The 12,322-nt window shown below is 66.7% G+C and carries 9 protein-coding genes and 1 pseudogene; 7 read left to right on the top strand and 3 right to left on the bottom strand.

Translation table 11 applies throughout. The features are described 5' to 3' along the window. Positions 1–147: 147 nt before the first annotated feature. From ACP99_RS07430 to ACP99_RS07420, 3 genes are all read right to left on the bottom strand, one after another. The gene (locus ACP99_RS07430) at positions 148–1,683 is read right to left on the bottom strand and encodes a phosphoenolpyruvate carboxykinase (ATP) (protein WP_049985985.1); all 1,536 of its coding nucleotides are present in this window, start codon (positions 1,681–1,683) and stop codon (positions 148–150) included. A gap of 155 nt (positions 1,684–1,838) precedes the next feature. Further along, complete coding sequence (locus ACP99_RS07425; protein ID WP_049985984.1) at positions 1,839–2,489, bottom strand: bifunctional 4-hydroxy-2-oxoglutarate aldolase/2-dehydro-3-deoxy-phosphogluconate aldolase; 651 nt, start codon at positions 2,487–2,489, stop codon at positions 1,839–1,841. 125 nt (positions 2,490–2,614) lie between these two features. Then, complete coding sequence (locus ACP99_RS07420) at positions 2,615–3,370, bottom strand: IclR family transcriptional regulator (RefSeq protein WP_049985983.1); 756 nt, start codon at positions 3,368–3,370, stop codon at positions 2,615–2,617. A 309-nt stretch (positions 3,371–3,679) separates the two neighbouring features. Between ACP99_RS07420 and ACP99_RS07415 the strand changes: the two genes are divergently transcribed. The 7 genes and pseudogenes from ACP99_RS07415 to ACP99_RS07385 all read left to right on the top strand — a co-directional run bounded on the left by ACP99_RS07415 (position 3,680) and on the right by ACP99_RS07385 (position 12,322). Then, complete coding sequence (locus ACP99_RS07415; protein WP_049985982.1) at positions 3,680–5,062, top strand: ABC transporter substrate-binding protein; 1,383 nt, start codon at positions 3,680–3,682, stop codon at positions 5,060–5,062. A gap of 9 nt (positions 5,063–5,071) precedes the next feature. Next, entirely contained in the window at positions 5,072–6,085 is a 1,014-nt protein-coding gene (locus ACP99_RS07410; protein WP_081927262.1) for a carbohydrate ABC transporter permease, read from the top strand. After that, a complete protein-coding gene (locus tag ACP99_RS07405; protein ID WP_049985981.1) occupies positions 6,078–7,001 on the top strand; it encodes a carbohydrate ABC transporter permease in 924 nt (307 codons plus the stop codon). The genes ACP99_RS07410 and ACP99_RS07405 overlap by 8 nt, the downstream gene beginning before the upstream one ends. A gap of 3 nt (positions 7,002–7,004) precedes the next feature. Then, positions 7,005–8,152, top strand: a pseudogene (locus tag ACP99_RS07400) (ABC transporter ATP-binding protein). Then, positions 8,149–9,300: a galactonate dehydratase gene (gene dgoD / locus ACP99_RS07395; protein WP_049985980.1), complete on the top strand. Its 1,152-nt coding sequence runs from the start codon at positions 8,149–8,151 to the stop codon at positions 9,298–9,300. The pseudogene ACP99_RS07400 and the gene dgoD overlap by 4 nt, the downstream one beginning before the upstream one ends. Then, the gene (locus ACP99_RS07390) at positions 9,297–10,151 is read left to right on the top strand and encodes an SDR family NAD(P)-dependent oxidoreductase (protein ID WP_231554238.1); all 855 of its coding nucleotides are present in this window, start codon (positions 9,297–9,299) and stop codon (positions 10,149–10,151) included. The genes dgoD and ACP99_RS07390 overlap by 4 nt, the downstream gene beginning before the upstream one ends. Beyond that, positions 10,148–12,322: a glycoside hydrolase family 36 protein gene (locus tag ACP99_RS07385; RefSeq protein WP_081927260.1), complete on the top strand. Its 2,175-nt coding sequence runs from the start codon at positions 10,148–10,150 to the stop codon at positions 12,320–12,322. The genes ACP99_RS07390 and ACP99_RS07385 overlap by 4 nt, the downstream gene beginning before the upstream one ends.

Here is a 12,322-nt window from a genome sequence, read left to right as displayed (position 1 = left end):
GCGATGCGTCGGCGGACCCGCTTTGTTATCCAACGGTGGCGGAATCAAAAGGCAAACTTACCGCAACCATCGCCGAGCGTCGAGCAGTAACTGGTCGATGTCGACAGAACCCGTCGGTACTGGTGAAATCGGCCGGTGCTGAGGGCTTCAGTACGCCGCGTCGACGATCTCGTCGTCGAGGTCGTCGAACTGTGAGAGGTACGCGCGCCGTTCCGCGCGGAGTTCCTCGCGGGCGGCACCGAAGTCGGCGACGTGGTCGGCGACCGCGAACTCCTCGATGTCGATCCCGGGGACGGACGCGGGTACCGTGAGTTCGTGCGTTCCGGCGTCGGTCCACTCGATGCTTCCCCGGGCGGCGGCCGAGAGGACGGCTACGGTCTCCTCGACGCCGACGTCGACGGGGTCGTCGGTGCCGACGGCCCCGGTGTTGATGACGAAGCAGTCGAGATCGAGGTCGTCGATGAGGTCGCGGAAGCGGTTTCCTTCCTCCCCTTCCGGGCCCACGATGAACGGGTTCGTGCCGACCACCCGAATCGGTTCGCCGATGCGGGAGGGGTCACCCGCGCTCGTCTCGATAGACTCGCCGAGCATGAACGCCGCCGCCGCTTGCGTCTTGGTCAGCTTCGCGATCGGGGGCATCAGCGGGTTCCGCGTGATGAAGAACACCTGGTCGACGCTCGGCAGATCGATCTCGTCCGCGGAGCTTTCGAGGTGGTCGCGGCGGATCACCGCCCGCGCGTTCCGCCCGTAGCGGGGTTCGTCGAAGTGGACGGTCCCGTCGTCGTCTACTGCGACGTTCTCGAGCACGGCTCCCCCGTCGGTGGCGGCGTCGTACAGTTCGGGCTGTTCCTCCGCGTCCAGCCCCAGCGTCTTGATGTAGAGCCCGCCGCCCTCGCTGCCCGCGACGGTGCCGGACGGCAGCAGCGCACAGACGTCGTCCTGAAGCATCTCCGCGCCCTCCGGCTCGTCCAGCCAGAGGCCGTGACTGGTCAGGGTCGACTTCCCCGTCCCCGAGAGGCCCAAGAAGAGCTGTCCCGCTTCGCGGTGGCCGTCCTCGTCGTCGAGCGTGACCCGTTTGCTCCCGGCGTGCAGGCCCAGACCGCCGGCCTGCTTCGCGCGGTACATATACAGGCGGAGGAACGACTTCTTCGCCTCGCCGGTGTAGTCGCTCCCGAGAACGACGGTCATCCCCTCCTCGGGGAGGACGCGGATCTTCGGTTCGTCCGCGGCCTCCGGAAGCTGAACGGTGACGAAGTCCGGTTCGATCTCTCTCGAGGGATCGTCGGCTCCGTCGACGGGATCGAGCAGTTTCGCCCACGCGAGCGCGATGCGGCCGTACGCTTTCGGGAGGTACAATCGACAGACAGCGGAGACGTCCTCGTGCCGGCCGACCACTCGGTCGACGCAGAGCACGTCGTTCGCCGGATCGCTCACCCACTCGATGGCGCTGTTGAACGCCTCGCGGTCCGACCCGTCGAAGCGGTCGTCGACCGCGTTCGCGGTCCGCTCTGCGCTCCGCGATCGGTACTCGCTCGCGTAGGAGGCGGCCCCGAAGGACGTGGTCGTCTCCAGGTGCGACGAGAACCGGCGCAGATCCTCGAACGAGGGGTTGTACGTCACGTGGTCGGCCGCGTCCGGATCGGGGAGCGTGTCGACCGAGGGCCAGCGCGTCGAAGTCACCATCGTAGATACTACTGGATTTGTAAACCGCATAAATTTGCTGAATGTAAAAAATCCTCCCGGACGATTATTCACGTCCTAAACGTGCCTCACGAGGTAACAGACCGTGTGTAAAGTTGGCACGTAGCCTGCGGTTCCGCGCGCGCTGGAGTGACCGACTACCGGACGTCCTCGATCGCCGTGCGGAACGCCTCCGCGCGTTCGGTCAGCGCGTCGTACTCCTCGTTGGCGACGGCGTCGCCGTCGACGAGTCCGCTTCCGACGCCGACGGCGTCGGCCCCGGCCTCGACGAACGCCTCGACGTTGTCGAGCGAGACGCCGCCGGTGGGGACCAGCGGGAGCTGTTCGAGCGGTCCCTTGAGGCTCCGGATGTGTCCCGGACCGAGCGTCGACGCGGGGAAGATCTTCAACACGTCGGCCCCCGCCTCGTAGGCCTCGACGGCCTCCGTCGGAGTCATCACGCCCGGCGCGACGACCGCGCCGTAGCGGTTGCACGTCCGGACGACCTCCTCGTCGAAGCTCGGGGTGACGACGAACGACGCGCCCGCGCGGAGCGCCGCTCCGGCGGTGTCGGCGTCGAGGACGGTTCCCGCGCCGACGAGCGCCTCCGAGCGGTCGAACGCGTCGTCCAGACGGGCGATCGTGTCGAGCGCGCCGTCGGTGTCCGCCGTCACTTCGATCACGTCGACGCCGCCGTCGACGAGGGCTTGGGCTACGTCGACCGTCTGCTCCGCGGGCACGCCGCGGAGGATGCCGACGATTCCGGTGTCGAACAGTCGTTCGAGATCCGCGTGTCGGTTCCGGCTCATACGCTCTCTGTGTCGTGAGCGGCTGATAAAGCCCCCGACGAACGAGGAGCGTAGACCACAGGGCGTTCAGTAATAGGAAACAGTAATCGGAGAGTGACCTTCGTTTAGCGATTCCGAACAGACACTCACTCGCTCAGATCGAGTTCGACCCGCTTGGCGGCGCTGAGGATGATTCCGGGCAGATCCTCTTCGAGCCGCTTCCCCGACAGCCGTTCGGCGGGGCCGAGCACGGAGAGCGCCCCGGCGAGCGCCTCCGAGCGGTCCTCGCGTCTGATCGGTGCGGCGACGGCCCGCATGTCCTCGGAGTACTCCCCGCGGTCGAACGACAGCCCGCGGTCGCGTATCGAGCGCAGTTCGTCGCGGAGGTCCGCCCGCGACTGGATCGTCCGGTCGGTGAAGCGATCGAGGCCGCGGGTTTCGACGTACTCGTCGACGGTCTCGCGGCTCCGATACGCGAGGATCAGTTTCCCGGCGGCGCTGGCGTGAAGCGGATGTCGACTGCCGAGGCGGATCCGTCCCCCGTTTCGCTCCGGTCGCTCGACGTCGGCGTAGACGGCTTCCCCGTGCTCTTCGATCACCAGTGCGGACGATTCGCCGGTCGACTCGGCGATGCCCTTCGTCTCCTCGCGGGCGACCGCGTATAGCGGCATCCCGTCGCGGACCGACATCCCGATGTCGAGAAACCGCAGCCCGAGTCGGTATCGTCCGTCGGTCGAGACGACGACGCCCAGCCGTTCGAGGGTCACCAGGTGGTTGTGGACCGACGCCTTGGAGATGCCTAGCTCTCCCGCGAGTTCCGTCACTCCGGCCTCTCTTCCGCCCTCCAGTGCGCTCACGATGCGGCCGGTCGTATGCGTCGCACCGACTGGATACTCGCTCACGTTCGACGATAGGGACGTGGGAACTTAAATACTGTTCAGTGACGACGAACGAACTTGTTACGTAGTGATAAATAATGACTATTTGATCTGATTCGGTAATCTGCTGGATATGCGGAATAAAACGGCTGAGAGTGCAAAATATTGGGATATCGCCCAAACACTTCTGTTTACTATCGGCGAACGCATTTGATATGAATACTCATAACATTCTCAGACAAAACGCCTTTAGAGGCCTTGTACTACCTTTTTAGCCTCGAATATTCCAAAGGTTTAAGTACACAATTTCCTATGTTGAATACGAGTCTCAGAATGACAAATAATGACAGACGCTCGGTCGGTCGGCGGACCGTTCTCAAAGGTGCAGGCATCGCGGGGCTCGCGGGGCTCGCGGGGCTCGCGGGGTGCGTCGGGACGGGTGACCCCGCCCCGGAGACGACGGAGTCCGGCGGCGGCAGCACGGAGTCCAGCGGGGGCTCGACGACGACCAGCGCCGGCCCGGCGATGGCCGACGAGATCGAGGTGTGGGGGTGGGACGTCGCCGCGCGGGCGATGGACCTCATCGACGACCCCTACGAGGAGGCCAACGGCGGCGACGTCTCGATCAACCAGATCGGTCGCGCGGACCTGAAAGACCGATTCAAATCGCGACTCCTCTCGGGCACGGGCGCACCCGCCGCCTCGATGATGGAGAGCGTCGACGCCGCCTCGTGGGTCGACACCGGCGGCCTCCGCGACATCTCCGGGTGGCTCGAAGAGTCCGGCATCAAAGGCGACTTCGTCGAGGGCAAGTGGGGCCCCCTGGAGAACGACGAGGGCACGTACGCGCTCCCGTGGGACATCGGCCCCGTCGTGACCTTCTACCGCCGCAGCGTGATGGAGGAGAACGACATCGACGTCAGTAGCGTCGAGACGTGGGATCAGTACATCGAGGAGGGGAAGAAGCTCCCCGACGACCAGTACCTCCTGAACCTCCCGTCGAACGACTACGACGGACTCTGGCGGATGATGCTCCGACAGATCGGCGGGCAGCCGTTCACCGCGAACGGCGCGGTCAACGTCGCCTCCGACAAGAGCCTGCAGGTCGCGCGCATCCTCAAGGAGATCCGCGACTCCGGCATCGCGAACGACCTCGCCTCGTGGTCCTCGGGCTGGTTCACGGCCTTCGGCGACGGGACGACCGCGAGCCTCACCGCGGGCGCGTGGATGGAAGGCACGCTGAAAGCCGAACTCGGCGACACGTCCGGCGACTGGGGCGTCTTCAAGCCCCCGGCCGTCGAGTCCGGCGGATCGCGCGCCACCAACTGGGGCGGCTCGAACCTCACGATCCCCGCACAGGTCTCCGACGAGGTGGCCCGACGCGCGTGGGACTACATGGCCTACACCCTCGGCACCGAGGAGAGTCAGCTCACGATGTACCGCGAGTACGGGCTGTTCCCGGCGCTGGAGACGACCTACGAGTCCGACGCCTTCGACCAGCCGAACGAGTTCCTCGGCGGGCAGGAAGCCGGCCGGATTTACGCCGAGATCGCGCCCGAGATCGCGCCGTACCGCTATACGGTCGACACGCCGGAGGTCACGCAGGCCATCAACTCGCACTTCCGCGATATGATGGCCGGCGACAAGACGCCCAAGGAAGCGGTCGACGCGGCCGCACAGCAGGTGGCCGACCGGACCGACCGCGACCTCGCCTGAGAACGTCAGATGGCTACTCGCGATTCTCTTTCGGGATCGGACCCGTCGGTACGTGATCGTCTGCGGTTCGCGCGACAGTCCGTCGGCGAGCGACTGCCGACGCCCGGGGAGGGAATCGTCGGCTACGTGTTCCTACTGCCGGCGTTTCTCCTCTTCGGGATCTTCCTCGCGTTCCCGATCGTCTACACGTTCTACCTCTCGTTCTTCAGGTTCGAGGGGGTCGGCGACGAGACGCTCCTGTGGATCGACACCGGCTTCTTCAGCTACCGGCTGACGAGCATCGCGGACCTCAGCTTCGTCGGGCTCAGCAACTACACGCGGATGTTCTCCGACACGCTGTTCCACCAGGCGATGTTCAACACGACGTTCATCCTCGTCGTGCAGGTGCCGCTGATGGTGGCGCTCGCGCTGCTCTTCGCCGTCGCGCTAGACGCCTCGTTCGTCAAGCTCCGCGGCGTGTTCCGCACGGTGCTGGCGCTGCCGGTCTCGGCGAACCTCGTCGCGTACTCGACGGTGTTCCTCCTGATGATGCAGGACGCCGGGCTGATCAACTACGTGCTGACGAGCGTGGGCTTACCCGCGATACCGTGGCTGACCAGTTCCTTCTGGTCGCGGATGACCATCGTCGGCGCGGTGACGTGGCGCTGGACCGGATACAACATGATCATCCTCCTCGCGGGACTGCAGAACGTCCCCAAACAGCTGTACGAGGCCGCCGAGATCGACGGCGCGAACCGCATCGAGAAGTTCTGGTACGTGACGATCCCGCAGCTCCGACCCGTGCTGCTGTTCGTGTTCGTCACCTCGACGATCGGGACGTTCAAGCTGTTCAGCGAGCCCGTCATCATCAACGGCGGCGGCGCGCCGCTGGACTCGACGATCACCATCGTCCAGTACATCTACCAGACGGCGTTCATCGACTTCCGACTGGGCTACGCGAGCGCGCTCACGTACGTACTCATCGCCATCGTGAGCGTGTTCTCCGCGATCCAACTCAACATCGGAGGTGAGAGCGATGCGTGAGGAGACTCGCCGCGAGGCCGTCTGGCAGTTTCTCACCTACGCGTTCATCATCCTCGGTGCCGTCGTGACGCTGGTCCCGCTGTACTGGATCTTCGTCGCGTCGACGCTCAAGGAGTCGGAGTTCCTCTCCTCGACGGACCCGACGCTCGTCCCCGGCGACAGCTTCCTCTCTAACTTCGCGGCGCTGCGCGCCCGCGACAACGTCCAGTTCGTCGGCCACGTCGGCGAGATGACCCACTACATCGACCTGGGACCGATCTACATCGCCTACGACTTCTGGAACCTGTGGAATATGGGCGCGATCGAGAGCAGTATCTTCGTCGCGGGGGTTTACACGATCCTCTCGCTGCTGCTGTGCTCGATGGCCGGCTTCGCCTTCGCGAAGTACGAGTTCCGGTTCAAGCAGCCGATCTTCTACGCGATTCTCGCGACGCTGATCCTGCCGATCCAGTTGCTCGTCATCCCGCTGTTCCTGTTGATGAGCCAGATCGGCCTGACGAACAGCTACTGGGCGATCATCCTCCCGTGGCTGGCGAACCCGCTCGGGATCTTCCTGATGCGGCAGAACATGCGGTCGATCCCGGACGCGCTCTTGGAGTCGGCGCGGATGGACGGCGCGACGGAGTTCCAACTGTACTACAAGATCGCGCTGCCGACGATGAAGTCGTCGCTGGCGGCGCTGTCGATCATCCTGTTCCTCTTCCAGTGGAACCTCTTTCTGTTCCCGCTGGTCATCCTCGACCAGGGCAAGTACACGATCCCCGTCGCGATCAACCAACTCGTCGGCGCACAGCGCGTCTACTACGACCAGATTATGGTCGCCGCAACGCTTTCGATCATCCCGATCTTCGTGCTGTTCCTGTTCCTACAGAAACAGTTCGTCAGCGGGATCCTCGCGGGATCTGTCAAGGAGTAATTTATGTCCGGAATAACACTCGATACGGTACGAAAGGAGTTCGGCGACGGTCCGGAGAAGATCGTCGCCGTCGAAGACGTCGACCTGGAGATCCGAGACGGCGAGTTCCTCGTTCTCGTCGGCCCCTCGGGCTGCGGGAAGACGACCACGCTGCGGTGTATCGCGGGACTGGAAGACGTGACGAGCGGGACGATCACGTTCGGCGACCGCGACGTGACCGACCTCCGCGCCCGCGACCGCGACGTCGCGATGGTCTTCCAGAACTACGCGCTGTATCCGCATATGAACGTCCGCAGAACATCGGCTTCGGGCTGAAGCTCTCGACCCAGCAGACGGCCGCCGAGATCGACGAGCAGGTCGAAGACGTCGCCGAGATGCTCGGGATCGAGGACCTGCTCGGCCAGAAGCCGAAGGAGCTCTCCGGCGGGCAGCAGCAGCGCGTCGCGCTCGGCCGCGCGATCGTCCGCGACCCGGAGGTCTTCCTGATGGACGAACCGCTCTCGAACCTGGACGCGAAGCTCCGCTCGCAGATGCGGACGGAGCTACAGACGCTGCAACACGACCTCGGCGTGACGACGGTGTACGTGACGCACGACCAGACCGAGGCGATGGCGATGGGCGACCGGATCGCCGTGATGGACGGCGGAACGCTCCAACAGGTCGGGACCGCAGAAGAGGTGTACCGCTCGCCGGTCAACGAGTTCGTCGCCGACTTCATCGGCTCGCCGAGCATCAACGTCTTCGACGCGACCGTCGACGGCGCTCGGCTCGACGGCCCGGGCGCGTTCACCTACCACCTCTCTGATCCCTCGCCGGTCGAGGGTCTCGACACCGTCCGCGTGGGCATCCGACCCGAAGACATCACGCTCGTCGACGAGGGCATCGAGATGGTCGCGAACGTCCTCGAACCGATGGGCAACGAGAACTTCCTGTACGCCACGCTCGGCGAGAAGGACATCACCGCTCGTATCGACGCCACGAAGCGACCCGGAACCGACGAGACGGTCGCGTTCGCCTTCGAAGAGTCGGCGCTGTACCTGTTCGACCCCGAGACCGGCGAGTCGCTGAAGACGAAGTTGGAGGGCTCGATTCCCGGAGCGACCGGGACGAACGACGCTTCCGGGGAAACCATCGAGGAGGCGGTCGAATGACCCGCATCGTCGACTACGACCTCTATCAGGTCCCGCCGCGGTGGCTCTTCCTCCGGATCGAGACCAGCGACGGCCGCGTCGGCTGGGGCGAACCCGTCGTCGAGGGCCGCGCCCGAACGGTCGAAGCGGCCGTCGAGGAACTGCTCGACACCTACCTGCTCGGCGAGGACCCGAACCCGATCGAGGACCACTGGCAGACGATGTACCGCGGCGGCTTCTACCGCGGCGGGCCGGTGCTCATGTCCGCCATCGCGGGCATCGACCAGGCGCTGTGGGACCTCAAGGGCAAGGAGTTCGGCGCGCCGATCTACGACTTACTCGGCGGTCGAGCGCGCAACCGCGTCCGCGTCTACCAGTGGGTCGGCGGCGACCGCCCCGAGGGGGTCGCACAGGCCGCCCAGGAGAAGGTCGACGAGGGCTTCAGCGCCCTGAAGATGAACGCGACCGCGGAACTGCGCCGGATCGACAACCCCGGCGCGATCGACGCCGCCCGCGAGCGCATCGCGACGGTCCGCGAGACCGTCGGCCCGGAGGTCGACATCGGCGTCGACTTCCACGGCCGCGTCTCGAAGTCGATGGCCAAGCGCCTCGCGAAGGCGCTCGAACCGTACGATCCGATGTTCATCGAGGAACCGGTGCTGCCCGAGCACAACGAGTGCCTGCCCGACCTCGCAGAGCACACCACGATCCCGATCGCGACGGGCGAGCGGATGTACTCCCGCTGGGACTTCAAGGAGGTCTTCGAGGACGGCGCGGTCGACGTCATCCAACCCGACCTCTCGCACGCCGGCGGCATCACCGAGGTGAAGAAGATCGTCGGGATGGCCGAGGCCTACGACGTCGCGATGGCCCCGCACTGCCCGCTGGGACCGATCGCGCTCGCGGCCTGCGTGCAGGTCGACGCCTGCTCGCCGAACGTGCTCATCCAGGAGCAGAGCCTCGACATCCACTACAACGAGCACAGCGACGTGCTCGATTACCTCGCGGACCCCTCGGTGTTCGAGTACCGCGACGGCTACGTCGAACTGCCGACCGACCCCGGACTGGGGATCGACATCGACGAGCGCCGCGTCCGAGAGGTCACCGACGAGATCGACTGGCACAACCCCGTCTGGCGGCACGAGGACGGCAGCGTCGCGGAGTGGTGAGCGTGGCCCCGGAGCGATTCACCGACGACGTCGCCGTCGTCACCGGCTCGACCCGTGGAATCGGTGCGGGCGTCGCGAAGCGACTCGCTCGCGAGGGCGCGAGCGTCGTCGTTACCGGACGCACCCGCGAGGCGGGCGAACAGACGGTCGCCGACATCGAGGACGCGGGCGGCGAAGCCGTCTTCGTCCGCGCGGACATGCGCGACCCCGACGACATCGCGTCGCTCTTCGAGGCGACGGTCGACGAATACGGCGGCCTCGACGTCCTCGTGAACAACGCGGGCGTCGAGACGAACACCGGCGTCGCCGACGCCACGATCGAGGACTGGGAGTTCGTCGTCGAGACCGACTTCCGGTCCTTCTGGCTCTGCGCGAAGGAGGCCGCCGCGCGGATGGACGAGGGGGCGATCGTCAACACCTCCTCGAACCACGCGTTCCTGACGATGCCCGAGATGTTTCCGTACAACGCCGTCAAGTCGGGCATCAACGGGATGACCCGGGCGATGGCGCTCGATCTCGGGCCGCACGTTCGGGTCAACACCGTCAACCCCGGCTGGGTCGCCATCGAGCGGACGCTCTCGGAGATGAGCGACGCCGAGCGGCGCGAGATCGAGTCGATCCACCCGGTCGGCCGCCTCGGGACGCCAGAGGACGTCGCGAGCGCGGTCGCTTTCCTCGCTAGCGACGAGGCGGGGTTCGTGACCGGCGCGAACCTCCTCGTCGACGGCGGGCGGACCGCCGTGATGCAGGACGGAACGCTGCCGGACTACCGCGCCCGTCGGGAGTCGGGGCCGGACGCTGGCGGCGATTCTGAACCAGACGTGGGCGACGACTCGGGGGACGGCAGGTGACACGAGTCGCCGCCGACCCGACAGTCGTCACGTACGACGACGAAACCGGGCGGCTCACGGTCGAAGCGGCCACTCCGGACGACGCGGACGAACCTCTCGCCTCCGGAACTGTCGGCGTCCGCCTCGCCGACGGAGAGGAGGCGGTGAGCGCGCGCGACGCCCTCGCCGTCGACGTGTCGCTCTCGGCTGTCGACGTCGGATCCGACGACGGAGACCACGGCGCGGTCGACGTCACCGTCGCGGTCGAGAACCGCTCGACGGAGCCCGTCCGCCTCGACGCGATCGAGGTGCTGGACGCGTCGACGCCGTTCGGGCCGAGCGACCGGGCGTTCCTCCACGGCTATCAGTCGTGGACGCCGACCGCGACGCTGCGACTCGACGAGTCGTTCCCGACGGAGACGCCCGCGAACCGACCGCAGATGGTCGACCTCGCCGCGCCGCGGGACGCGACGACGAGCCACGCCGTCACGGCGCTGCGGGGCGATCCCGGCGAACTGACGCTCGGGTTCCTCGAACACGAGTCGTACCTGAGCCGGTTCGATCTCCGCGTCGATACCGACGGAGAAACGGCATCCACGTCGCTCGCGGCGGTCTGCCCGCTCGACGGTGTCGCGCTCGCGCCGGGCGACCGACGCGAGAGCGCCACGCTCAGAATCGACGTCGGACGGCCGATCACCGACGGACTGGCCGATCTCGCGGACGCCGTTGGCGAGCGAATGAACGCCCGCGTTCCCGAGTCGGTCCCGACCGGCTGGTGCTCGTGGTATCACTACTTCACCGACGTGACCGCCGCCGACGTCCGAGAGAACGCGGCCGCCCTCGACGACTGGGGTGTCGACGTCGACCTCGTGCAGATCGACGACGGGTACGAGACGGCTTTCGGCGACTGGCGCACGCTCGCCGACGGCTTCGAGTCGATGTCTGAACTGCGCGCCGACATTGAATCGGCGAGCTACGAGCCCGGCCTCTGGCTCGCGCCGTTCTACGTGCAGGCCGACTCCGAACTGGCCGCCGCCCACCCCGAGTGGCTCGTCACCGACGACGGCGAGCCGGTCGACGCCGGCGCGCGCCACGGTCCGATGTACGCCTTGGACGCGACGCACCCGGAAGTCACCGAGTGGCTCACCGAGACGTTCGAGACCATCGTCGACGAGTGGGGATTCGAGTACCTCAAGCTCGACTTCCTCTACGCCGCGGCGCTCCCCGGCGACCGCCACGCCGACGTGACGCGCGCGGAGGCCTACCGCAACGGGCTCGAAACGATCCGCGAGGCCGTCGGCGACGCGTTCGTCCTCGGCTGCGGCGCGCCGGCCTTCCCGAGCGTCGGTCTCGTCGATGCGATGCGGATCGGCCCGGACACCGCGCCGTACTGGCGGCGCGAGGGCGAGAGCGGCAGCCAGCCCGCCCACGAGAACGCCGTCAGGAACGTCCTCAACCGCCAGTTCTGTCACCGACGGTTGTGGGCTAACGACCCCGACTGCCAACTCGTCCGCGAGACGACCGAACTCACGGCCGCCGAACGGCGGTCGTTCGCGGTCCTCGTCGCGCTCACCGGCGGCTCGAACTTCCTGAGCGACGCCGTCAGCGAGATCGACGAGGCGGACCGCAGACTGTTCGAGCGGACGCTCCCGCCGGTCGCGAACGGCCGCGTCGACGACTTCGGGAAGCGGGAATTCCCCGAGCGCGTCGTCTGCGAGCGCGACGCCGACGGGGCCGTCGCGGTCGCCGCGTTCAACTGGGGAGACGAACCGCGTCAGGTGCGCGTCGACCCCGCCGAGTACGTCGATCCCGCCGGTGACGAGGACGGCGACGGGCAGCCAGCGGTCGCGTGGGAGGCGTTCGCGCCCGATGAGGGTGGTCGACGGCTCCACGTCGGACCGGTCGAACGAGAGATCGACTCCCACGGCTGCCTGCTCGTCCACTGCGCACCGTCGACCCCGGATTCGCGTCCGAGGCTCGTCGGTGCCGACCACCTGGCCAACGCGGCCGCGCAGGTGACCGCGGTCGACTGGAACGAGGGAACGCTGTCCGTGACGCTGGACGCCGACGAACCGACGACGCTGTTCGCCTCGACCCCCGGCGCGTGGCGGACCGACGAGACGAGCGGCGATGTCGCCCTCGCCGAACTGACCGCCACGCCGGGGCCCAACGAGTTCGAAATTCGACGCTGA

Origin of the sequence: Halobellus rufus, from assembly GCF_000739575.1 — an archaeon.
GTDB lineage: Archaea > Halobacteriota > Halobacteria > Halobacteriales > Haloferacaceae > Haloquadratum > Haloquadratum rufum.
This window is presented reverse-complemented; position numbering and strand designations above follow the sequence as displayed.